The sequence below is a fragment of the Pseudomonas sp. CH235 genome (assembly GCF_004368175.1).
Taxonomy (GTDB): Bacteria; Pseudomonadota; Gammaproteobacteria; order Pseudomonadales; family Pseudomonadaceae; genus Aquipseudomonas; species Aquipseudomonas paraglycinae.
Genome location: NZ_RRZJ01000034.1, coordinates 35,417 through 58,412, shown reverse-complemented (window position 1 = coordinate 58,412; position 22,996 = coordinate 35,417). Strand labels below are relative to the sequence as shown.

The 22,996-nt window shown below is 62.4% G+C and carries 23 protein-coding genes; 15 read left to right on the top strand and 8 right to left on the bottom strand.

Annotated features, from left to right (window positions below):
• Positions 1–111: 111 nt before the first annotated feature.
• The 3 genes from EIY71_RS25050 to EIY71_RS25040 are packed head-to-tail and all read left to right on the top strand — an operon-like array spanning position 112 to position 3,707.
• Positions 112–1,662, top strand: coding sequence for an ABC transporter ATP-binding protein (locus EIY71_RS25050; protein ID WP_134023529.1), 1,551 nt, complete (start codon positions 112–114; stop codon positions 1,660–1,662).
• A 12-nt stretch (positions 1,663–1,674) separates the two neighbouring features.
• Complete coding sequence (locus tag EIY71_RS25045) at positions 1,675–2,781, top strand: ABC transporter permease (RefSeq protein WP_102688497.1); 1,107 nt, start codon at positions 1,675–1,677, stop codon at positions 2,779–2,781.
• Positions 2,781–3,707 (top strand): ABC transporter permease, encoded by a 927-nt coding sequence (locus EIY71_RS25040; protein ID WP_129974076.1) that lies wholly within the window; start codon positions 2,781–2,783, stop codon positions 3,705–3,707. Before EIY71_RS25045 ends, EIY71_RS25040 begins: the two co-directional genes overlap by 1 nt.
• Here EIY71_RS25040 and EIY71_RS25035 read toward each other — a convergent pair.
• Complete coding sequence (locus tag EIY71_RS25035) at positions 3,704–4,120, bottom strand: hypothetical protein (RefSeq protein ID WP_085748601.1); 417 nt, start codon at positions 4,118–4,120, stop codon at positions 3,704–3,706. The genes EIY71_RS25040 and EIY71_RS25035 overlap by 4 nt on opposite strands.
• Before the next feature lie 83 nt (positions 4,121–4,203).
• Here EIY71_RS25035 and EIY71_RS25030 point away from each other — a divergent pair, with 83 nt between their 5' ends.
• The 3 genes from EIY71_RS25030 to EIY71_RS25020 all read left to right on the top strand — a co-directional run bounded on the left by EIY71_RS25030 (position 4,204) and on the right by EIY71_RS25020 (position 6,819).
• Complete coding sequence (locus tag EIY71_RS25030; RefSeq protein WP_011332318.1) at positions 4,204–4,554, top strand: MerR family transcriptional regulator; 351 nt, start codon at positions 4,204–4,206, stop codon at positions 4,552–4,554.
• Positions 4,555–4,590: 36 nt separating this feature from the next.
• Positions 4,591–5,277, top strand: coding sequence for an SDR family oxidoreductase (locus EIY71_RS25025; protein ID WP_129974082.1), 687 nt, complete (start codon positions 4,591–4,593; stop codon positions 5,275–5,277).
• A 183-nt stretch (positions 5,278–5,460) separates the two neighbouring features.
• Positions 5,461–6,819: an 8-oxoguanine deaminase gene (locus tag EIY71_RS25020; protein ID WP_129974077.1), complete on the top strand. Its 1,359-nt coding sequence runs from the start codon at positions 5,461–5,463 to the stop codon at positions 6,817–6,819.
• Between the two features lie 45 nt (positions 6,820–6,864).
• Here the strand turns inward: EIY71_RS25020 and EIY71_RS25015 are convergent, their stop codons facing one another.
• A complete protein-coding gene (locus EIY71_RS25015; RefSeq protein WP_134023527.1) occupies positions 6,865–7,956 on the bottom strand; it encodes a calcium:proton antiporter in 1,092 nt (363 codons plus the stop codon).
• A gap of 287 nt (positions 7,957–8,243) precedes the next feature.
• Between EIY71_RS25015 and EIY71_RS25010 the strand changes: the two genes are divergently transcribed.
• From EIY71_RS25010 to EIY71_RS25000, 3 genes are all read left to right on the top strand, one after another.
• The gene (locus EIY71_RS25010) at positions 8,244–9,317 is read left to right on the top strand and encodes a BMP family ABC transporter substrate-binding protein (RefSeq protein WP_134023525.1); all 1,074 of its coding nucleotides are present in this window, start codon (positions 8,244–8,246) and stop codon (positions 9,315–9,317) included.
• Between the two features lie 67 nt (positions 9,318–9,384).
• Positions 9,385–10,350 (top strand): isopenicillin N synthase family oxygenase, encoded by a 966-nt coding sequence (locus EIY71_RS25005; protein WP_134023523.1) that lies wholly within the window; start codon positions 9,385–9,387, stop codon positions 10,348–10,350.
• Positions 10,351–10,431: 81 nt separating this feature from the next.
• Positions 10,432–11,385 (top strand): adenosine deaminase, encoded by a 954-nt coding sequence (locus tag EIY71_RS25000; RefSeq protein WP_007958502.1) that lies wholly within the window; start codon positions 10,432–10,434, stop codon positions 11,383–11,385.
• Positions 11,386–11,434: 49 nt separating this feature from the next.
• On the opposite strand, the gene EIY71_RS24995 is transcribed toward EIY71_RS25000, so the two are convergent.
• The 3 genes from EIY71_RS24995 to EIY71_RS24985 form a co-directional block, all read right to left on the bottom strand.
• Complete coding sequence (locus tag EIY71_RS24995) at positions 11,435–12,814, bottom strand: MFS transporter (RefSeq protein ID WP_134023521.1); 1,380 nt, start codon at positions 12,812–12,814, stop codon at positions 11,435–11,437.
• Positions 12,815–12,940: 126 nt separating this feature from the next.
• Positions 12,941–13,675 carry a helix-turn-helix transcriptional regulator gene (locus EIY71_RS24990; RefSeq protein ID WP_007958496.1) on the bottom strand — a complete coding sequence of 245 codons (735 nt, stop codon included), beginning with the start codon at positions 13,673–13,675 and terminating at the stop codon, positions 12,941–12,943.
• Positions 13,676–13,980: 305 nt separating this feature from the next.
• Positions 13,981–14,910, bottom strand: a complete 930-nt coding sequence (locus tag EIY71_RS24985) for a LysR family transcriptional regulator (RefSeq protein ID WP_007958495.1) — start codon at positions 14,908–14,910, stop codon at positions 13,981–13,983.
• A 117-nt stretch (positions 14,911–15,027) separates the two neighbouring features.
• Between EIY71_RS24985 and EIY71_RS24980 the strand changes: the two genes are divergently transcribed.
• The 3 genes from EIY71_RS24980 to EIY71_RS28630 all read left to right on the top strand — a co-directional run bounded on the left by EIY71_RS24980 (position 15,028) and on the right by EIY71_RS28630 (position 16,706).
• Positions 15,028–15,321, top strand: a complete 294-nt coding sequence (locus EIY71_RS24980) for a putative quinol monooxygenase (protein ID WP_134023519.1) — start codon at positions 15,028–15,030, stop codon at positions 15,319–15,321.
• 31 nt (positions 15,322–15,352) lie between these two features.
• Positions 15,353–16,366, top strand: coding sequence for a zinc-binding alcohol dehydrogenase family protein (locus tag EIY71_RS24975; protein WP_134023517.1), 1,014 nt, complete (start codon positions 15,353–15,355; stop codon positions 16,364–16,366).
• Between the two features lie 166 nt (positions 16,367–16,532).
• A complete protein-coding gene (locus EIY71_RS28630) occupies positions 16,533–16,706 on the top strand; it encodes a hypothetical protein (RefSeq protein ID WP_165369572.1) in 174 nt (57 codons plus the stop codon).
• Between the two features lie 11 nt (positions 16,707–16,717).
• On the opposite strand, the gene EIY71_RS24970 is transcribed toward EIY71_RS28630, so the two are convergent.
• Together EIY71_RS24970 and EIY71_RS24965 are read right to left on the bottom strand one after the other, a co-directional pair.
• Complete coding sequence (locus EIY71_RS24970; protein ID WP_134023516.1) at positions 16,718–17,920, bottom strand: multidrug effflux MFS transporter; 1,203 nt, start codon at positions 17,918–17,920, stop codon at positions 16,718–16,720.
• Positions 17,921–18,023: 103 nt separating this feature from the next.
• Positions 18,024–18,221, bottom strand: a complete 198-nt coding sequence (locus EIY71_RS24965) for a heavy-metal-associated domain-containing protein (RefSeq protein ID WP_007958490.1) — start codon at positions 18,219–18,221, stop codon at positions 18,024–18,026.
• A 148-nt stretch (positions 18,222–18,369) separates the two neighbouring features.
• On the opposite strand from EIY71_RS24965, the gene EIY71_RS24960 reads away from it, so the two are divergent.
• The 3 genes from EIY71_RS24960 to cueR all read left to right on the top strand — a co-directional run bounded on the left by EIY71_RS24960 (position 18,370) and on the right by cueR (position 21,770).
• A complete protein-coding gene (locus EIY71_RS24960) occupies positions 18,370–18,753 on the top strand; it encodes a hypothetical protein (RefSeq protein WP_102688507.1) in 384 nt (127 codons plus the stop codon).
• A gap of 213 nt (positions 18,754–18,966) precedes the next feature.
• Complete coding sequence (locus EIY71_RS24955) at positions 18,967–21,360, top strand: heavy metal translocating P-type ATPase (RefSeq protein WP_134023514.1); 2,394 nt, start codon at positions 18,967–18,969, stop codon at positions 21,358–21,360.
• The gene (gene cueR / locus EIY71_RS24950) at positions 21,357–21,770 is read left to right on the top strand and encodes a Cu(I)-responsive transcriptional regulator (protein ID WP_102718474.1); all 414 of its coding nucleotides are present in this window, start codon (positions 21,357–21,359) and stop codon (positions 21,768–21,770) included. The genes EIY71_RS24955 and cueR overlap by 4 nt, the downstream gene beginning before the upstream one ends.
• Here cueR and EIY71_RS24945 read toward each other — a convergent pair.
• Entirely contained in the window at positions 21,724–22,938 is a 1,215-nt protein-coding gene (locus EIY71_RS24945) for an MFS transporter (RefSeq protein WP_134023533.1), read from the bottom strand. The genes cueR and EIY71_RS24945 overlap by 47 nt on opposite strands.
• Positions 22,939–22,996: the final 58 nt, after the last annotated feature.

Genomic DNA, 22,996 nt, shown 5'->3' with positions numbered 1-22,996 from the left:
TTCACAGGCTCTACGCCACAGGCTGGCAAACAGCAGTCGCCTGCGTTCCTGACTCAATGGCCAGGAAATTGCTTTATCCACAGGCACAACTCCAAGCGACCCGAGCCTGTCATGCCAAACGCCACGTCCACACCGCGCCTGCAACTGCGCCACATCAGCAAACGTTATCCCGGTTGCCTCGCCAATGACGCCATCGACCTGAGCATCGCCCCCGGTGAAATCCACGCGCTGCTCGGTGAAAACGGTGCAGGCAAAAGCACGTTGATGAAGATCATCTACGGCGTCACCCAGGCCGATTCAGGCGAGATGCTCTGGCAGGGTCAACCGGTGAGCATGCGCAACCCGGCCCAGGCGCGGCAGTTGGGCATCGGCATGGTGTTCCAGCATTTCTCGCTGTTCGAGACCCTGAGCGTGGCGCAAAACATCGCGCTGGCGATGGGTGCAGCGGCCGGTTCGCCGAAACAGCTGGAGGCGAAAATCCGTGAAGTGTCGCGCCGATATGGCATGGCGCTGGAGCCCCAGCGACTTGTCCACAGCCTGTCGATCGGCGAGCGGCAACGGGTGGAGATCGTTCGTTGCCTGATGCAGGACATTCGCCTGCTGATTCTCGATGAGCCGACCTCGGTACTCACGCCGCAGGAAGCCGACGAGTTGTTCATCACCCTGCGCCGGCTCGCGGCCGAGGGCTGCAGCATTCTGTTCATCAGCCACAAACTCGGCGAGGTGCGCGCCTTGTGCCACAGCGCCACGGTGTTGCGCGGCGGTCGGGTGGCCGGGCATTGCGTACCGGCCGACTGCACTGATCGGCAACTGGCACAATTGATGGTGGGCGACGCCGCGACATTGATCGGCGAGTTCACGAAGGTCAGCGGTGGCGCGGCGTTCTTGCAGGTCAGTGGATTGAACTGGCACAACCCGGATCCCTACGGCTGCTCCCTGAGCGACATCGATCTGCAGGTGCGCAGCGGTGAAATCGTCGGCATCGCCGGCGTGGCGGGCAACGGTCAGGACGAGTTACTCGCCTTGCTCAGCGGCGAACAAACGTTGCCCCGCGAATCAGCGGCAACCATCCGTTTCCGAGAACACCCCGTCGCCGATCGGCGCCCGGATGCGCGACGCAAACTCGGCCTGGCGTTCGTCCCCGCCGAACGCCTCGGGCATGGCGCGGTGCCGGACATGAGCCTGGCGGACAACGCCCTGCTCACCGCTTTTCAACAAGGCCTGGTCAGCCATGGCTTGATCGAGCGCGGCAAGGTCGAAGCCCTCGCCCAAACGATCATCCAGCGCTTCGGCGTGAAAACCCCGGACACCCAGACCGCCGCCCGCAGCCTGTCCGGCGGCAACCTGCAGAAATTCATCCTCGGCCGGGAAATCCTCCAGCAACCGAAACTGCTGATCGCCGCGCACCCGACCTGGGGCGTGGATGTCGGCGCGGCGGCCACCATCCACCGCGCGCTGATTGCCCTGCGCGATGCCGGGGCGGCGATTCTGGTGATCTCCGAAGACCTCGACGAACTGTTCCAGATCAGCGACCGCCTCGGCGCGCTGTGCGGCGGGCGCCTGTCAGCGTTGCAGGACACGGCGCTGACCCGCCTCAGCGACGTCGGCGGCTGGATGGCCGGCCAGTTCGACACCCCTCAATCACAACCGGCCACGGTTTAACGGAGTTTTCCCATGTTGCTTTCCCTCGAACCCCGTGGCCGGCAGTCGCGCCTGATGCTGTGGTGCTCGCCGGTGCTGGCGGCGGCGCTGACGCTGGTCTGCGGATCTTTGCTGTTCGTCGCCCTTGGCCATGATCCGCTGAAGACTTTGCACACCTTGTTGATCGCCCCGATCAGTGACCTGTACGGCGTCTCCGAGCTGCTGGTCAAAACCCTGCCGATTCTGTTGTGTGCGTTGGGCCTCGCAGTGGCCTATCAGGCGCGGATCTGGAACATCGGCGCCGAAGGCCAATTGCTGCTCGGCGCCCTCGCCGGCAGTGCGCTGGCGGTGAACATCATCGATGTGCAAAGCCGTTGGGCGCTGGTGCTGATCCTGCTGACTGGCACGTTCGCCGGCGCCGCGTGGGCCGGGCTCACCGCCTGGTTGCGCACGCGCTTCAACGCCAACGAAATCCTCACCAGCATCATGCTCAATTACATCGCGCTGAACCTGTTGCTGTTCTGCGTACACGGGCCGCTGAAGGATCCGGCCGGATTCAACTTTCCCGAGTCGGCGATGTTCAGCGACGCCAGCCGCCTGCCGCTGTTGATGGAAGACGGGCGGGCACATATCGGCGTGTATTTCGCCTTGCTCGCGCTGGTCGCGGTGTGGGTGTTGCTGCAGAAAAGCTTTGTCGGTTTCCAGATCAAGGTGCTAGGGCTGGACAAGCGTGCGGCAGGGTTTGTCGGGTTTCGCGAAAAGCGGCTGATCTGGCTCGCCCTGCTGATCAGTGGTGGATTGGCCGGGCTCGCCGGTGTCTGCGAAGTCACCGGGCCGATCGGCCAACTGGTGCCGCAGGTCTCGCCGGGCTACGGCTATGCGGCGATCACCGTGGCGTTCCTCGGGCGGCTCAATCCGATCGGCATTCTGTTTTCCAGCCTGTTGATGGCATTGCTGTACATCGGTGGCGAGAGCGCACAGATGACGCTGAACCTGCCGCAGGCGATCACCCAGTTGTTCCAGGGAATGATGCTGTTTTTCCTGCTGGCCTGTGACGTGCTGATCCTCTATCGGCCACGTCTTAATCTGCGCTGGGTGCGGCGCACTTCTACCACCGCCGTAACCGCCGGAGCGCTGTGATGGATATCGATCTGCTGAGCAATATTTTCTATGCCATGGTGCGCTGCGGTACGCCACTGCTGTTGGTGGCGCTGGGTGAATTGATCTGCGAGAAGAGCGGCGTACTCAACCTTGGCCAGGAAGGCATGATGCTGTTTGGCGCGGTGATTGGTTTCATCGTCGCGTTCAACAGCGGCAACCTTTGGTTGGGCGTTGTGTTGGCGATGCTCGCCGGGATGCTGTTGTCGTCGCTGTTTGCGCTGGTGGCGCTGGTGTTCAACGCCAATCAGGTGGCAACCGGGCTGGCGCTGACGATTTTTGGCGTGGGCCTGTCGACCTTTGTCGGAGCGGCGTGGGTTGGTAAACCGCTGGCGGGATTCGAGCCGCTGGCGATTCCCTACCTGAGCGAAATCCCGCTGATCGGTCGGATGCTGTTTGCCCAGGATCTGCTGGTGTACCTGTCGTTCGCGCTGTTCGCGCTGGTGGCGTGGGTGATCGTGAAAAGCCGTGTCGGGCTGATCATTCAAGCGGTCGGCGAGAACCCGGATGCGGCCAGTGCCATGGGTTTGCCGGTGCTGACCGTGCGCACACTGGCGGTATTGTTCGGCGGGGCGATGGCCGGACTGGCCGGCGCTTATCTGTCGCTGGCGTACACGCCGATGTGGGCCGAGAACATGACCGCCGGACGCGGCTGGATCGCCCTGGCGCTGGTGGTGTTCGCCAGTTGGCGGGTGTGGCGACTATTGCTCGGGGCGTATCTGTTCGGACTCGCCAGCATCCTGCACCTGGTGGCGCAGGGGTTGGGGCTGGCGATTCCTTCGAGTCTGCTGGCGATGTTGCCGTACGTCGCGACGATTCTGGTGCTGGTGTTGTTGTCGCGGGATGCGCTGCGTACGCGGTTGTATGCGCCGGTGTCACTGGGGCAGCCGTGGCAGGCCGGGCGCTAAGCCGTTACGGCTCGCGACAGCGGCCGAACCGGCAACGCCTGAGCAATGCCCCACGCCACTTCGAGAACCAGGAAACCCACCACCAACGAGCTGGCGCCGTGGGCCACGGCATACGTCATCCACCCGGCGAAGAGAAATCGCGTCACCGCGTCATAGCGCCCATAAACCGGCTGCGGATCACGAATCCGCAGCACCGCCCACATGCACACCACCGAACCGAACAAATTGGCTATCAACAGATGTGCAGGTTCGAACGGCGGCAGCTCGCCGGGCAGCTCCAGCGCCTGACTGAGCGCCGTCAGCAACCCATGCAACACAGCAAAACTCCACGGCGTGACAAACGCCGCCGTCACGATCAAGTCATACCAGGCGCTGCCGCGCACCACCTGCCGATACTGCGTTGAAGTCCACATCATCCTTGCTCCGAAAATTCAGGGAGCAACTACGGTAAAGCCTGGAGTATGCTCCAGGGTCAAACACTTTCGAGACCTGCAAGATGCGCATCGGTGAGTTGGCCCAGGCCTGCGATGTCAGCCGTGACACGCTGCGTTTTTACGAGGAGCGCGGATTGATCGCGGCGCAACGCAGCGCCAACGGTTATCGCGACTATCCGCCGGAGATGGTGCAATTGGTGCTCTATATCAAAACGGCGCAACGTCTGGGCTTTACCCTTGGCGAGATTGGCAACAGCGTTGGCGCGTTGTGGCACTCGCCAAACCCCGACACCACCGTCACGCAACTGCTGCAAGACAAACTCAAGCTGGTCGAAACCCGCATGGCCGAGCTCGGTGAGTTGCGCCAGGAATTGCAACATCGGCTCGGTCAACGTTGTCCATTGAACCCATGATCTTTCAACCTTCTAGGAAAGCCAATCATGTCCGCACTGAATCCTGCCAAGCACGCACTGATCATCGGCGCCTCCCGGGGCCTGGGCCTGGGTCTGGTGAAAACCCTGCTGGCCGACGGCTGGCAAGTCACCGCCACGGTTCGCAACCCTTCCAACGCCGAGGCTGTCAAAGCACTGGGTAACGTACAGATCGAAAAACTCGACATGGACGACCAGCAAGCGGTAATCGCCCTGAGCCAGAAGCTCAAGGGCGAGACCTTTGACCTGCTGTTCGTCAACGCCGGAGTCAAAGGCCCTGACGTGCAAACTCCGGGCGGCGCGACGCTGGCGGAAGTCGGTCAGTTGTTCTTCACCAACGCGGTGGCACCGATCAATCTGGCCCAGCGCTTTGTCGGGCAGATCCGCGACGGCAGCGGCGTGCTGGCGTTCATGAGTTCGGTGCTCGGCAGTGTGACCATGCCCGACGCGCCGGAACTGGCGCTGTACAAGGCCAGCAAGGCGGCGCTGAACTCGATGACCAACAGCTTCGTCACGCAGTTGGGCGAGCAGAAACTCACTGTGCTGTCGCTGCATCCGGGCTGGGTGAAAACCGACATGGGCGGCGAAGGTGCCGACATCGACGTGGAGACCAGCACCCGTGGCCTGGTGGATCAGGTGGACGCGTTTGCCGGCAAGGGCGGCCACCACTTCGTGAACTACAAGGGTGAAACCATTCCCTGGTAATCACTGAACCCTGTGGGCGCTCGCTCCCACAGGGTTATCCCGGTGTCTGGTCGGGTCGGGCTTGCCCGTCGCAACATTTTGTTCGAAACTCCGCACCTCGTCCTTCGCGGCGACCCTGGATCAGCAGACAGGGCAACACTGAGCTGGCAACCCTGAACCCCACTTTCAGAGGAGCCGGCCACAATGCCTGCGACCCGTACCTGGTTAAAAAATCCCCTCGCCATTTTCACGGCCAACGGTCTCGATGCCCGTGGCGGTCTGGTGCTGCAAGACGGTGTGATCACCGAAGTGCTCGGCGCCGGCCAGCAACCTTCCGCCCCATGCAATGAAGTGTTCGACGCCCGTGAACACGTGATCCTGCCGGGCCTGATCAACACCCATCATCACTTCTATCAGACCCTGACCCGCGCCTGGGCGCCGGTGGTCAATCAGCCGTTGTTCCCGTGGCTGAAAACCCTCTACCCGGTGTGGGCGCGCCTGACGCCTGAAAAACTCGCCCTCGCCACCAAAGTCGCGCTGGCCGAGTTGCTGTTGTCGGGTTGCACCACCGCCGCCGACCACCATTACCTGTTCCCGGATGGTCTGGAAAACGCCATCGACGTGCAAGTCGAAACCGTGCGCGAACTGGGCATGCGCGCGATGCTCACCCGCGGTTCGATGAGCCTCGGCGAGAAGGACGGCGGCCTGCCTCCGCAGCAGACCGTGCAGGAAGGCCAGGTGATTCTCGACGACAGCCAGCGCCTGATTCACGAGTACCACGAACGTGGCGACGGCGCGCAAATCCAGATCGCTCTGGCGCCGTGTTCGCCGTTCTCGGTGACCCCGGAAATCATGTCCGCCAGCGCCGAACTGGCGAACAAGCTTGATGTGCGTCTGCACACCCACCTCGCCGAAACCCTCGACGAAGAAGACTTCTGCCTGCAACGCTTCGGCCTGCGCACCGTGGATTATCTGGACAGCGTCGGCTGGCTCGGCCCGCGCACCTGGCTGGCCCACGGCATCCATTTCAACCCCGACGAGATTGCCCGCCTCGGCGCGGCCGGCACCGGTATCTGCCATTGCCCGAGCTCGAACATGCGTCTGGCGTCCGGCATCTGCCCGAGTATCGATCTGACCGATGCCGGCGCGTTGTTCGGTATCGGTGTGGATGGCTCGGCGTCCAACGATGCCTCGAACATGATCCTCGAAGCGCGTCAGGCTCTGTACATCCAGCGCCTGCGCTATGGCGCCGAAAAGATCACTCCGGAACGTGTGCTGGGCTGGGCGACCAAGGGTTCGGCGAGCCTGTTGGGCCGTACCGATATCGGTGAACTGGCGGTGGGCAAGCAGGCGGATCTGGCGTTGTTCAAACTGGATGAACTGCGCTTCTCCGGCAGCCATGACCCGATTTCGGCGTTGCTGTTGTGCGGTGCGGACCGAGCGGATCGCGTGATGGTCGGCGGCAAGTGGCGTGTGGTTGACGGGCAGGTTGAAGGCCTGGATCTCAAAGGTCTGATTGCCGATCACAGCCAGGCGGCTCGGCAGTTGATTGCCGGCACCTGATCTCCCCCCTCTGATGGTTCCCACGCTCCGCGTGGGAACGATCAATCACAACCCCAGCAGCGACAACATGATGAACGTCGCAAACAGCACAAAGTGCGTCATGCCCTCAATCGCATTGGTCTCGCCGTCATTGAGGTTGATCGCGCTGACGATCAGCGTGATAAAGATCATCACCGTCTGCACCGGCGTCATCGCCATCTGAAACGGCTGCCCCGTGTAGAGCGCCATCGCCTCCATCACCGGCACCGTCAGGATCACCGTCGACAACGAAGCGCCCATCGCAATGTTGACCACCGACTGCATGCGGTTGGCCAACGCCGCGCGTAACGCAGTCAGAATCTCCGGCGCCGCGGAAATCGCCGCCACCAGAATCGCCGTGATCACCGGCGGTGCGCCCGTCCCTTCCAGCCCCAGATCAAGGGTCTTGGACATCACCTCGGCCAGTGCGCCGATTACCACCACACCGAACACCAGAATGCCGATCGACAGCGCCAGGCTGACCGGTTTCGGCTCCTGCTCCACGGGCTCTTTCTTGCGGCGTTTGTCCGGGTAGCTGTAGCTGAAAAAGTAACTATGCGGCCCGACCTGCATGCGCAGAAACAACGCATAAAGCACCACCATCGCGCCGATGGTGAACGCCGAATAGATTTTCCAGTTGGCCTCGGGGATGAACTCCGGCACCACCATCGACACGCCCATGGCGGTGAGGATCATCACGCTGTAGCTGCGGGCCGAGTCATCGTTGTAGGACTGCTCGCCATGCTTGATCCCGCCCATCAGCGCGGCGAGGCCGAGGATGCCGTTGATGTCGAGCATCACCGCCGAATAGATCGTGTCGCGCACCAATGTCGGTGAGGCTTCGTTGCTCATCATGATCGCCAGGATCACCACTTCCACCAGCACGGCGGCGAGGGTCAGGATCATCGTGCCGTACGGGTCGCCGACTTTTTCCGCGAGCAATTCGGCCTGATGGGCGACACGCATCGAGGCGGCCACGATGAAGGCGATCAGTACCAGCCCGGCCGTCAGCGCGACGATCTGGCCGCTGTGCAGCAGCCAGTGCTCCATCGGATATGCAACACAGGTGGCAATGACGGCCAACAGCAGAAAGCTTTCTTGCTTGAGGATGGTGAACATGACGGGCCTTTTTGCCGAAGAGTGCGAATGAGCTACTGACTGCGGGGCGGCGCTAACGTTTCGTTACACCTTAGCGCACCAGTGGATGGCGTCCTTGTACGGACATGCACTTTTTTCGGCCCGGCCGGCCTCATCGCGAGCAGGCTCGCTCCCACTGATCAACGTATTGCCACATGGGAGCGAGCTTGCTCGCGAAGGCCCCGCCGCGATTTCGACTCGATTTGTTGTCCGCTTGGTCAGTCTTTTGCATTGCCCTCCCCACACACAACAAAAGGGAGTTCGCGTTCATGCAAAAACGTCCACTGCAAACACTGCTGTGCATCGCCATGGGCCTTGGCCTCAGCCTGAGCGCCAGTGCCGCCGATCCACTGAAAGTCGGTTTCGTCTACATCGGCCCCATCGGCGACCACGGCTGGACGTATCAGCATGAACAGGGCCGCAAGGCGCTGGCGGAAAAACTCGGCACGCAGATCACCACCAACTACGTGGAAAACGTCGCCGAAGGCGCCGATGCCGAGCGGGTGATCCGCAACATGGCCAAGGACAATTACGACCTGATCTTCACCACCTCTTTCGGCTACATGAACCCGACGGTGAAAGTCGCCAAACAGTTTCCCAAGGTGACCTTCGAACACGCCACCGGCTACAAGCAGGACAAGAACCTCGGCACCTATCTCGCGCGCACCTACGAGGGCCGTTACGTCGGTGGTTTCCTCGCGGCGAAGATGACCAAGACCAAGAAGATCGGCTACGTTGCCTCGTTTCCGATCCCCGAAGTGATACGCGACATCAACGCCATCCAGTTGGCCCTGAACAAGTACAACCCCGGCACCGAGATCAAAGTGGTGTGGGTCTACTCGTGGTTCGATCCGGGCAAAGAGGCCGATGCCGCCAACGCGCTGATCGATCAGGGCGTGGACGTGGTGTTCCAGCACACCGACAGCCCGGCGCCGATCCAGGCCGCCGAGCGACGCGGTGTGTATGCCGTGGGCTACGCTTCGGACATGGCGCACTTCGGGCCGAAAGCGGTGCTGACTTCGATCGTCAACGACTGGGCGCCGCACTACATTCAGGCGACCCAGAGCGTGATCGACCACAACTGGAAATCCCAGGACTACTGGGGCGGGTTGAAGGAAGGCACGGTCGAACTGCCGATCAGCGATCTGGTGCCGGCACCGGTGAAGGCCGAAGCCGAGCAGATCATCGCCGACATCAAGAGCGGCGCCCTGCAACCGTTCACCGGGCCGATCAAGGATCAGACCGGCGTCGAGAAAATCCCGGCGGGGGTCAGCGCCACCAACGCCGAACTGGCGTCGATGAACTACTACGTCGAAGGCATGAAGGCCGAGATGCCGAAGTAAATTCCAACATCTACCCTGTGATCGTTCCCACGCTCCGCGTGGGAACGATCATTAAAGAGCATTCGAAATGAACCAACTTCCGATCATCGACATCTCGCCGCTCTACTCCGACGACCAGAACGCCTGGCCCGCCGTCGCCGAACAGATCGACCACGCCTGCCGCGAATGGGGCTTCTTCTATATCAAGGGGCATCCGATTTCTGCGCAGCGCATCGAATCCCTGCTCGCTCACGCCCGGCGCTTCTTTGCATTGCCGACCGCGGAAAAGCTCAAGATCGACATCACCCGGACCGTCCATCATCGCGGCTACGGCGCCATCGCTACCGAACAACTCGACCCGGACAAACCCAGCGACCTCAAGGAAACCTTCGACATGGGCTTGCACCTGCCGGCCGATCATCCCGAGGTGCTGGCGGAAAAACCCTTGCGCGGTCCCAACCGTCATCCGGCCGTTCCCGGCTGGGAAACGTTGATGGAACAGCACTACCTCGACATGCAAGCGCTTGCGCAAACCCTGCTGCGGGCCATGACTCTGGCGCTGGGCATCGAGCGCGACTTCTTCGACACGCGCTTCAACGAGCCGGTCAGCGTGCTGCGAATGATTCACTACCCGCCGCGCCACACCGCCAGTTCCGCCGAACAGCAAGGTGCCGGGGCGCACACCGATTACGGCTGCATCACGTTGTTGTATCAGGACGCGGCCGGCGGCTTGCAGGTGAAAAATGTCAAAGGCCAGTGGATCGACGCACCGCCCATCGACGGCACCTTCGTGGTCAACCTCGGCGACATGATGGCGCGCTGGAGCAACGACCGTTATCGCTCGACCCCGCACCGGGTCATCAGCCCGCTCGGGGTGGATCGCTACTCGATGCCGTTCTTCGCCGAACCACACCCGGACACCCGTATCGAGTGCCTGCCCGGTTGCCAGGACGCACAGCATCCGGCGAAATATCCGACCACCACCTGCGCCGAATTCCTGCTGTCGCGCTTCGCCGACACCTACGCCTATCGACGGGAGCAGGAAGCGGTGTGATGGATCGGTTGGTCAGGTTTTGCCAATTGTTTCGGCGGGCATCTGTAGAATGCCCGCCATTGCACCTGATGAGAAAAGAATATGTACGACTGGCTCAACGCCCTGCCCAAGGCTGAACTGCACCTGCACCTCGAAGGTTCGCTGGAGCCCGAGCTGCTGTTCGCCCTGGCCGAACGCAACAAGATCGCCCTGCCGTGGAGCGACGTCGAAACCCTGCGCAAGGCTTACGCCTTCAACAATCTGCAGGAATTCCTCGACCTGTATTACCAGGGCGCCGATGTGCTGCGCACCTCCCAGGATTTCTACGACCTGACCTGGGCCTACCTGCTGCGCTGCAAAGAACAGAACGTGATCCACACCGAACCGTTCTTCGATCCGCAGACCCACACCGACCGTGGCATCCCGTTCGAAGTGGTGCTCAACGGCATCGCCGCCGCGCTGAAGGACGGCGAGCAGCAACTGGGCATCACCAGCGGTCTGATCCTGAGCTTCCTGCGCCACCTGAGCGAAGACGAAGCACAGAAAACCCTCGATCAGGCGCTGCCGTTCCGTGACGCGTTTGTCGCCGTAGGTCTGGACAGTTCCGAAATGGGTCACCCGCCGAGCAAGTTCCAGCGCGTGTTCGATCGTGCCCGTCACGAAGGTTTCCTGACCGTCGCCCACGCTGGCGAAGAAGGTCCGCCGGAGTACATTTGGGAAGCCATCGACCTGCTGAAAATCCAGCGCATCGACCATGGCGTGCGCGCCATCGAAGACGAGCGCCTGATGCAGCGGATCATCGACGAGCAGATCCCGCTGACCGTATGCCCGCTGTCGAACACCAAGCTCTGCGTGTTCGATCACATGTCGCAGCACAACATCCTCGACATGCTCGAGCGTGGCGTGAAGGTCACGGTGAACTCCGATGACCCGGCGTACTTCGGCGGTTACGTGACCGAGAACTTCCACGCGCTGCACACTCACCTGGGCATGACCCAGGATCAGGCCAAGCGCCTGGCGCAGAACAGCCTGGATGCGCGGTTGGTAAAACCGTAACAGCACAAAGCCGTTCGAACACGCCCGTGTTCGAACGGCTTTTCAGGTCTCAGCGCACAACTGCTTCAGTCAGCTCTTCCAACGTCTTGCCCCGGGTCTCCATCCCGAACAGCCACACCACTCCCGCTGCAATCGCAAAGCACAGCGCCCCCAACGCAAACACCCCGCCCTGCCCGGTGATCGGGAACACCAGCCCGGTGACCAACGGACCGAGCAACGACCCCACGCGCCCAATGGCCGAGGCGAACCCCGAGCCCGTCGCCCGCGCCGAGGTCGGATACAGTTCCGGCGTGTAGGTGTAGAGCACCGCCCACATGCCGAACAGGAAAAACTGCATCAACAGCCCCGTGCCGATCAGCAGCGCCACGTTGCCGCCAAAAACCGCGCTTTGTCCGTACAGAAACGCCATCACCCCGCCGCCGAGCAACGTGACGATGCACACCGGCTTGCGTCCCCAAAGTTCCACCAGCCAGGCCGCCATCAGGAAGCCGGGAATCCCGCCGAGGGAAATCAGCACCGTGTAATACACCGACTGAGTCACGGCAAAACCCGACTGTTGCAACAACGCACTGAGCCAGGACGTCAGACCGTAAAAGCCGAGCAACGCAAAGAACCACAGGCTCCAGATCATCGTCGTGCGCTGGCGATACAGCGGTGACCAGATCTGTTTGAGTGCCGAAAGGAAATGGCCCGGCGGGGACACGCTGCGTGGCAGACGAACCGGCTCCGGCAATGCAGCACCACCGAGTGAGGCCTGTACCCGCGCCTCGATCCCGCGCAACACTTTGTCCGCCGCGTCATGCTTGCCGGCCTGTTCCAGCCAGCGCGGCGACTCGGGAATGAAAAAGCGGATCGCCAGCACGAACACTGCCGGCACCGCCAGCACCAGAAAGATGTCGCGCCAGCCAATCAACGGCAGCAGGAAATACGACAGCACGCCCGCCGCGACGAAACCCAGCGGCCAGAAACCGTCCATCAAGGCGATGTAACGACCCCGACGCTGTGCAGGAATCAACTCCGACAACATCGACTGGGCAATCGGAAACTCCATACCCATGCCGATTCCCAGCAGGATGCGAAACAGCGTCAGGCTCTCGACCGTCTGCGCCGTGGAACACAGGTAACTGGCCAGTCCCCACAAGACGATGCTCCACTGGAACACCGGTTTGCGACCGAACCGATCAGCCAGTAATCCGGACAGCGACGCCCCCAGCACCATGCCGAAAAAACTCGAACTGGCCAGCAGGCCAGCCTGCGCACTGCTCAGGCCGAACTCGGCTTTGATCGAGCCGAGCAGGAAGGTCATCATCGCCAGATCCATGGAGTCGAAAAAAAACGCCAGGGCGATGATGATGAAGATGATCCGGTGATAACCGCTGACTGGCAGGCGCTCCAGTCGATCTGCCGCGCTGAAGTTTCCCGTGTCCATGCCACCTCCTCAATCCGAAAAGTCCCCGGATCGAGTGTGCGCGATAGCGGTTGCGCGCCTGTGCCAGATGCGACGTGTTCGCAGCCGTTGGCGACGTTCAGTAGCAAGCCAGTGGAAGAAAGCGCTCTACAACGCCATTTCCAGCTCGGTTTCACAGGCGAAACGATGAATTTCCCGCTGGCCCGCCGCCGTCAGTTGCAGGGCTCTGGAATCGTTGGGCAGCACCAGCCAGCCCGACTGCATGAACAGCTGCAGCAACGCCGCGCCCAGCGAGCCCCCCATGTGCGGGCGACGCTCGCTCCAGTCCGGACAGGCGCACGCCACCTGAGCGTTGCGGTGGGCCAGCGCCTGGATGTACACCCCGCGCCCGGCCAGTTGTGTCGAGCCTTTGTGCGTGACCACCACTCTATGTTCAAGCTGCTCGATCCAGCCGGCGTCGAGCAGGCGCTGGTACAGGTCGGCGGCCAGCGTTCCACCCAGATGGTCGTCGCAAAACCGCGCGCGCAGCAGTGACGAAGGCGCGGCCTGGGGTCTGACGACCGGCGAGGCACGCTTGAATACGTCGGGGATTTCTCGTGGAGCGCTGGCCAACGTGGCGCTGGCCAGCGCTTCGATGGCCGCGCCGATTTCGGGAGCCGCCAGGCGGAAGAAGCGTTTGCGACCGCGCGCCTCGACCTTCAACAGACCGCCAGCGGACAAGCGCCCCAGATGCGCACTGGCCGATGACGGCGATAGCCCCGCCAGCAACGCCAGCTCCTCGGTCTGCCGCGCCGAGCCATCCATGAGCGCCCACATCATTGCGCTGCGTTTGGGATCGGCCAGCAACGTGGCGATCTGGCTGATGCAAGGTGCATGTTCCATCTATTCACTCCCTGTTGAATCGTATCGTCTACAGCTCATAGACATCTTGACCAGTAATCAGTCGTCGGCCAAGGCGCGCAAAATACCTTGAGCCCAAGCGAGGCAGCGCGCCGCAGCAAGGAAACCGCAGCACTGTCGCGACCCTCGTCCCTACCCGGCCGGTTGCGGTCTGATCGTTCTCGCATCGGCCTTTTGGTGCGGGCATCAGGCGGCCGCTAGTATAAGCGGGTTGCTCGCGGCGTCCTGCGCCGGAGCGGCCGTGGTTGGTGATTGTTCCTGAGAGAAATTTCGCTATTTACCTGCGACTAATGGTCAGACTTCTGGAAAACGGGAAAACGGCTACTCAATTCGGCGCAACGGCTGGCGAGCATCTCCCTCAGAAGGTTCACCGGCTTACTCAATTGTGCGCGATGGGCGCACAGCAGATTCAGCGGAGCGCGTTCGCAGAGCAGCTCCGGCAACAGCACTTTCAGCCGTCCCGCCAGCACATCACCGGCCACATCGAGCCACGACTTGTAAGCGATGCCGGCTCCCGCCACAGCCCAAAGGCGCACCACATCGGCGTCGTCACTGAAGCGGTCGCCACTGACGGTCAGGCCGACCTCGCGCTTGCCGTCGTGGAAACTCCAATGGTCGTGCACCCGGCCTCCGAGCATATAAAGCAGGCAGTTGTGCTGTGCGAGCTGTTCCAGATGCAGCGGTTCGCCGTGCCGGGCCAGGTAGGCCGGTGATGCACACAGCACCCGTCGGTTGTGCGGGGCAATCGGCAACGCCACCAGACTGGAATCCTCCGGCTCGCCGTAGCGCAAGGCGATGTCCACCGGCTGGCGAAACAGGTCGGCGATGCGGTCACCCAGCAGCAGGCGCACCGTCAATTTCGGGTGTTCGCGCTGAAAGTCATCGAGCCACGGCAACAGAAGATTGCGCCCGAAGTCCGAAGGCGCCGACAGCTGCAGGATTCCGCTGACCTGATCCTGCCCGCTGGCCAGCAGGCGGCGACCCTCATCAAGGTTGCTCAGCGCCGCCCGGGCGTATTCGAGAAACCCTTCACCTTCAGCCGTCAGCCGCAAACTGCGAGTGGAGCGTGCCAACAGCCGTGCGCCCAGTTGTTGCTCGATCCGCTTGAGCGCAGCACTGGCCACGGCGGCGGACATGTCCATTACCCGCGCCGCCGCCGACAGGCTGCCCAGATCCGCCGCCCGGACAAACAACTGCAAGTCATCGAAACGCAGCATCGTCAGCCCCGATTATCAAAAAAATATTGAAAGAGACTGCTCTTTTAGCCGGTTTTATCTCCGGCAGAAATAGCCAATCATGCCATCCATCGAATTCATCCCATCCCGGAGTCGAACATGTCCCAGCCTTTCACCGCCATCGCCACCCTGATTGCCCGACCTGGCCAGCAGGACGCCCTCGAACAGCACCTGCGTGCCCTGATCGAACCGACCCGCGCCGAAGCCGGTTGCGGTCAATACGAACTGCACCAGGATCTGGCCAACCCGCTGGCCTTCTACATGATCGAGCAGTGGGCCAGCGACGAAGCCCTGCAAGCCCACGATGCCAGCGCCCATATCCAGCATTTCCGCAGCCAGGCCGAGGCGTTCCTCGAACACTTCGAACTCAAGCGCCCGCGCGTCATTGCCTGAAACCTTCCTTTATTCACTTTCGGAGTTCGCCATGAAAGCCATCGCCTATTACGCCTCGCTCCCGATCAGCGACGAAAAATCCCTGCAAGACATCGAACTGCCAGAGCCGGTAGCCGGCCCGCGCGACTTGCTGGTGGAAGTCAAAGCGATTTCGGTCAACCCGGTGGACACCAAGGTTCGCCAGAACGTCGCGCCGGAAGGCGGCGCCGCCAAGGTGCTGGGCTGGGACGTGGCCGGTGTGGTCAAGTCGGTCGGCAGTGAAGTGACCTTGTTCAAGGCCGGCGACAAGGTGTTCTACGCCGGCTCCATCGCCCGGGCCGGTGGCAACAGCGAACTGCACGTGGTGGATGAGCGGATCGTCGGCCATATGCCAAAAACCCTCGGTTTCGCCGAAGCCGCTGCTCTGCCGCTGACCGCGATTACCGCTTGGGAATTGCTGTTCGAACGCCTGCAGATTCGCGAAGGCAATACCGATGAAGGCCAGAGCCTGCTGATCGTCGGTGCGGCGGGCGGCGTCGGTTCGATCCTCACCCAACTCGCCAGCCAGTTGACCGGGCTCAAAGTGATCGGCACCGCCTCTCGCCCTGAGACCCGCGACTGGGTGACCGAGTTGGGTGCTGACCTGGTGATTGATCACAGCCAGCCGTTGAGCGAAGAACTGAAACGCGCCGGTGTCACCCACGTCACCCACGTTGCCAGCCTGACCCAGACCGACCAGCACCTGGACCAACTGGTCGAAGCCCTGGCGCCGCAAGGCAAACTGGCGCTGATCGACGATCCGAAGGCGCTGGACGTGACCAAGCTCAAGCGCAAGAGCCTGTCGCTGCACTGGGAGTTCATGTACACCCGCTCGCTGTTCGAAACGCCGGACATGATCGAGCAGCACAAACTGCTCAACCGGGTGGCCGGGCTGATCGACAGCGGGACGTTGAAAACCACGGTCGGCGAGCACTTCGGCACGATCAACGCGAGCAACCTGCGCCGCGCCCATGAACTGCTGGAAAGCGGCAAGGCCAAGGGGAAAATTGTTTTAGAAGGTTTCTAAAACTCGCAAGACCGCAGCCTTCTCCAGCCTCCGATGTGGCTGGCTCGGGGGCTGCGGTGTTTTTTTGCCGTCAGTCAGATGCTTGACCCTTGTCACAATTGCGATCGTATTCAGGACTACAATCGAGTCCTCTGCGATGCAATCTTTTACGTACGGGAGGTCAGCAATGAAGATCCTGATAAAAGAAGTGGCAAAGTCCCAGTGGCAAGTTCGTCTCGACCAGCACGCCGTGACCTTCCGCAGTGAGGCCGAAGCTCGCGCCTTCACTCGCACCCTCGAAGCGCGTATCTGCGCGCCCCATCAGATTCCCGACCCCGGCCAGCAGCGCGCTGTCGGCTGAGGCAATTCGTCTTAGATTTCAGCCTGCGCCTTTGCCAGCGCCCGGGCATTCTGTATGCGCCGGGTGAGCGTCGCTGCGCACACCACCAGCAAACCACACAAGCTGATGACGATGGCCATCGGCACGGCGGTGCCATCGTGCAGGATCCCCACCAGCGCCGAAGCCCCGGCGGCGACGCTGAACTGCATGCTGCCGAGCAACGCTGAAGCACTGCCGGCGCGACCGCCCTGCCCGTTCATCGCACACGCTGCCGCATTGGGGCTGATGCAGCCGAGGCTGGCCACGCAGATGAACAATGGAATCAGCAATGGCCACAGCGCCTCGGTGTGCAAGGCGCTGACCGCGAGCAGCGTCAGCCCGGCGCACAGGTAAACCCAGACCGCCCGCGACAACAGGAACGCCGGACCACGCTTGGCCAGCAGTCGCGCATTGACCTGTGCAACAAGAATGAACCCTGCGGCGTTGGTACCGAACAGCCAGCCGAAATGCTCGGCCGGTACGCCATACAACTTGATGAAAATGAACGGCGAGCCGGCGATGTAGGCAAACATCCCGGCGATGGCGATGCCGCCGGTCAGGGCATGGCCCATGTAGACCGGATCAGCCAGCAGCCGACCGTACTGGCGTAAAGCGCCGGACAACGGCTGACGCGGGACATGCGCCGGCAGACTTTCCGGCAGACCCAGGGCGACCGCCAGTCCCGCCAAAGCACTGAAACCGGTCAGCACCAGGAAGATCGACTGCCATCCCGACGTATTCACCAGCAGTCCGCCGAGCATCGGCGCCAGGATCGGTGCCAGCCCCATCACCAGCATCAACTGCGAGAAGACTTTCGCCGACCCCACCGCGTCGCATTTGTCGCTGACCACCGCCCGGGCAATCACCATCCCCGCACAGCCGCCCAGCGCCTGCACGAGCCGCGCGCCGATCAGCCATTCCAGATTCGGCGCATAGGCGCAGGCCACTGACGCCAGCGTGAACAGCGTGAGACCGATCAGCAACGGAATCCGCCGGCCGAAGCGATCCGCCAACGGCCCGTAAGCCAGTTGACCGATGGACAGGCCGAAGAAGTAAGCCGACAGCGTCAGCTGGACGTGTTTCTCGTCGGTGCCGAACGCCAGCGCCATGGTGGGAAACGCGGGTAGATAGAAGTCGATCGCCAACGGACCGAAAGCGGTCAGGGCACCGAGAATCAGAAGGGTACGGAAGTTCATCAGGCGTCCAGGTCGGGCGGGGAGTTGAGTTGAGTTCAGCCCGACAGTCTAGCCGCGCGAGGACGCCTTGAACATTCCGGTAGCTCGCTAACTATTAAAAAGATCAGGCGAGTTTGATGGCGTAGCCTTCTTCGCTGATCGCCTCGATCACCTGCTCGGCACTCAGCGCACTTTCGACGCCGACTTCCTTCGCCGCCAGGTCGACCCGCACGCTGGCGGCCGGATCCTTGCTCTGCACTGCTTGGGTGACGGCTTTGACACAGTGACCGCAGGACATGCCTTCAACAGTGAACACTTGCATGGAATGACTCCTTTGAGTGAGGTTGCCGGCAGTTTCGGGCTTGCCACGATGGCAAGGTCAAGTTCTGCAAAAAACTGCCGGGCTGGCAATCGTCGCCGCGCTCGGCCAAGCTGCATGCATCAATGACATGAATTCAGGAGATTCAGCCATGCGCTGGTCAGCTTTCAGCCTGTTTGGCTTTCTCAGCCTCTTTGCCGCGATCCCTTCGGTGCATGCCGCCGGGGAAGATTACGGGGTGCTGATCATTTCCCGCGAGCGCCTGGAAGTCGCGACCTCGTGCGAAATCGGCGTGTACATCCAGGATCAACTGTCGGCGCGCCTGTTCCAGGAGCAAAGCACGTCGTTCAACCTGCCGCCGGGCAATGTCTCGCTGCGCCTTAAACTGCTGCCGGGACAAATGCCGGGCTGCAACCCGGGCATGCTCGCGCCGGGCTCGCAGGAGATCAGACTGCATGCCGGCGAAATCCTGAAATTCCGCATCGCGATGAACCAGGAAGGCATGTACCTCAAGCCGACCGGCCTCGGTTACTAAGGCCTGCCGCTCGTTCCCACGCTCTGCGTGGGAATGCCTCTTGTGACGCTCTGCGTCACGCTTTGGGACGCAGAGCGTCCCCGGCTGCATTCCCACGCGGAGCGTGGGAACGATCAGGCGAACAAGCGAGCAGCCGGTAGCGGAAACTGGCGCTTGACCTTGCCAGCATGGCAAGGTTGATCCTGTAGGCATCTTCTACAGGGAGTACGACCGATGTCCGATTCCATCACGTTCGATCTGCCCATCAGCGGCATGACCTGCGCCAGTTGCGCCGGTCGTGTCGAGCGGGCGTTGAGCAAAGTCAGCGGCGCCAGCGCCGTCAGCGTCAACCTCGCCACCGAACAGGCCCGGGTGCAGGCCCCCGGCGACAGCCTGCCGGCGCTGATGGAGGCGGTCGAACGCGCCGGTTACAGCGTGCCGCAGCAAACCGTGGAATTGAACATCGACGGCATGACCTGCGCGTCCTGCGTCGGTCGTGTCGAACGTGCACTGAATAAAGTGCCGGGGGTGAAAAGCGTCAGCGTCAACCTCGCCAATGAACGCGCCCACCTCGAATTGCTCGGCGCGGTCGACCCGCAAACCCTGATCGCCGCCGTGAGCAAGGCCGGTTATTCCGCCAGCCTCTTCGAACTCGAACATCCACAATCCGACAATCGCCAGCAACGCCTGAACCACGAGCGCTGGGCGCTGATCTGCGCCATCGCCCTCGCCTTGCCGCTGGTGTTGCCGATGCTGCTGCAACCGTTCGGCATTCACTGGATGCTCCCGGCCTGGGCGCAGTTCGCCCTCGCCACTCCGGTGCAATTCATCTTCGGTGCGCGTTTTTATGTGGCGGCGTGGAAAGCCGTACGCGCCGGCGCCGGCAACATGGACTTGCTGGTCGCGCTGGGCACCAGCGCCGGTTATGGCCTGAGTCTCTATGAATGGGCGACTGCTGACGGACGCATGCCGCACCTGTATTTCGAAGCCTCGGCGGTGGTCATCGCTCTGGTGCTGCTCGGCAAATACCTGGAAAGCCGCGCCAAACGCCAGACCGCCAGCGCCATTCGCGCACTGGAAGCGTTGCGCCCGGAGCGGGCGATTCAAGTCATCGATGGCCGCGAACAGGACGTCGCCATCAGCGCCCTGCGCCTCGGTGACCTCGTATTGGTCAAACCCGGTGAACGCTTCCCGGTGGACGGCGAAGTGCTGGAAGGCCAGAGCCACGCTGACGAAGCGTTGATCAGCGGCGAAAGCCTGCCGGTACCCAAACAACCGGGCGACAAGGTCACCGGCGGTGCGATCAACGGCGAAGGCCGCTTGCTGGTGAGCACCACGGCGCTCGGCGCGGAAAGCGTGCTGGCGCGGATCATCCGCCTGGTGGAGGACGCCCAGGCCGCGAAAGCACCGATCCAGAAACTGGTGGATAAAGTCAGTCAGGTATTCGTGCCGACCGTGTTGCTGCTGGCCCTGGCCACGCTGATCGGCTGGTGGCTGTACGGCGCGTCGCTGGAAACCGCGTTGATCAATGCCGTCGCAGTGCTGGTGATCGCCTGCCCCTGCGCCCTCGGCCTGGCGACACCGACCGCGATCATGGCTGGCACCGGCGTGGCCGCGCGGCACGGGATTCTGATCAAGGATGCCGAAGCACTGGAACGTGCCCATGAAGTCAGCGCCGTGGTGTTCGACAAGACCGGCACCCTGACCTCCGGCACGCCGCGCATTGCGCATTTCAGTGCGATCGACGGTGACGAAAACGCCCTGCTGACAGCGGCCGGCGCGCTGCAACGCGGCAGCGAGCATCCGCTGGCCAAAGCGGTGCTGGATGCCTGTGCCGAACGTAGCCTGAACCTACCGGATGTCAGCGACAGCCAGTCCCTGACCGGGCGCGGCATCGCCGGCAGCCTCGACGGCCGGCGCCTGGCGCTGGGCAACCGGCGCTTGCTGGAAGAAAGCGGTCTGAACGCCGGAAACCTGAGCGAATCTGCCAAGGCCTGGGAAACCGAGGGTCGCACGCTGTCGTGGCTGATCGAGCAAAGTCCGACGCCCCGCGTACTCGGCCTGTTCGCCTTCGGCGACACCCTCAAGCCCGGCGCGCTGCACGCGGTGCAACAACTGGCCGCCCAGCACATCCACAGCCACCTGCTGACCGGCGACAACCGCGGCAGCGCCCGGGTGGTCGCCGATGCGCTGGGCATCGAAAACGTCCACGCCGAAGTGCTGCCGGCGGAGAAAGCCGCCACTGTCGCCGAGCTGAAGAAAACCGGGGTCGTGGCCATGGTCGGCGACGGCATCAACGACGCACCGGCGCTGGCCGCCGCAGACATCGGCATCGCCATGGGCGGCGGCACCGACGTGGCCATGCACGCCGCCGGCATCACCCTGATGCGCGGCGATCCTCGGCTGGTGCCGGCGGCGCTGGAGATCAGCCGCAAGACCTACGCGAAGATCCGCCACAACCTGTTCTGGGCCTTCGTCTATAACCTGATCGGCATTCCGCTGGCGGCGTTCGGCTTCCTCAATCCGGTGCTGGCCGGCGCGGCGATGGCCCTGTCGAGCGTCAGCGTGGTGAGCAATGCGCTACTGTTGAAAACCTGGAAACCCGAGGATCTGGAGGACAACCGATGAACATCGGCCAAGCGGCCCGCCACAGTGGCCTGAGCGCGAAGATGATCCGTTACTACGAATCGATCGGTCTGCTCAAGGCTGCCCATCGTACCGACAGCGGCTATCGCGTCTACGGCGACGATGACCTGCACACGCTGGCGTTCATCAAGCGCTCGCGGGACCTGGGCTTTTCGCTGGAGGAAGTCGGCAAGCTGCTGACCCTCTGGCAGGATCGCCAGCGCGCCAGCGCCGATGTGAAGGCCCTGGCCCGCCAGCACATCGACGAGCTGAATCAGAAGATCCGCGAACTCGGCGAACTGCGCGACACCCTGCAGGATCTGGTCGAGCACTGCCACGGCGACCATCGCCCGGACTGCCCGATCCTCAAGGAACTGGCGTCGGGCTGCTGCGCGCAACCCGCGCGCGTCTGAGCAACAGGATTTTCATCGACAGCACTGTGGCGAGGGGAATGCCGTGGAACAACAGCACCACGGCACCCGGCGCCCACCACGCATAGAACGGTGCGGCGATCAGCATGCCGACGCCGAACCCGGTCATCTGCAACAGCGTCAGAAAACTGAAGATCGGCAGGCGCAGGGGCTCCGGCTCCCGTTGCAGCCGTGACATCAGGCCGACTTCCGAAAACCCGTCACCCAATCCAGCCGGCAGCGAAAACAGCAACAGACCGACGACGCTGTGCTGCTGGAACATCAGGATGAAGCCGCAGGACATCAGCAGCACGCCGCCGAAATAGCGGCGCTCCAGATGGATGTTTTCCGAGCCGTTCAGGCGACTGGCGATTCGCGCGCCGAGCAGTTTGCCGGCGGCCCACACCGCGAGCATCAGGCCGAGCGTGGTGCTCGCCGAGTCCGGTGTCAGCAGTCTGGAAATGATCGGGAAGCCGACGTTGTGAGCAGCGCTGCCAAGGGTGTCAGCCATGGTCACCGCCAGCATCGCGGCCACCACCGGAGCGCTGCGCAGGCCTTGCAGCAAAGCCGACCATTCACCCTGTTTAGCGCTGGATTCGACCACCGGCTCCGGTGCGCTGAACCGCAGCGGCGCAATCAACACTGCTGCCAACAGATAGGTCAGCGCATTCAGCGCAAACACCGTTTCAAAACCAAATCCCGCGACCAGCAGCCCGGACACCAGACTGCCGCCGACCATCGCCATGGACGAGGCGGACGTGATCCAGGCATTGGTCTTGAGCAACTGCGCCGGCTCGATCAAGCGCGGCAACTGGCTGTTGAGGCCGATGGCGAACATCGAATTACCAAAGCCCAGACCGAACGCGATCAGCGGCAGCAACAACGCCTGCTGACTGACCGGCACGATGAGCAACAGCCCAAGCACAGCGGCGCGCAGCAGGTCGAAGGCAATCAACGGCACGCGACCGCTGCATCGACGATAAAACGCGGTGCCGATCAGGCTGGCGAAAATCCCGCCGCCCACGCGACTGGCGAGAAAGATCCCCGCGCTCATCGCGCTGTTGCTCAGCAGGTAGACATAAGTGGCCAGCGCAACCATGTTGAGGAACGCGCCGAAATCGGAGATCAGCCGCGCCGTGATGATCAGCCGGGCATTGCGGGAAGTGCTGATCACAATCAATCCTTGAATGTGTAAAACCCGGCCGAAGCCGGGTTTTGTTTTTCAGATG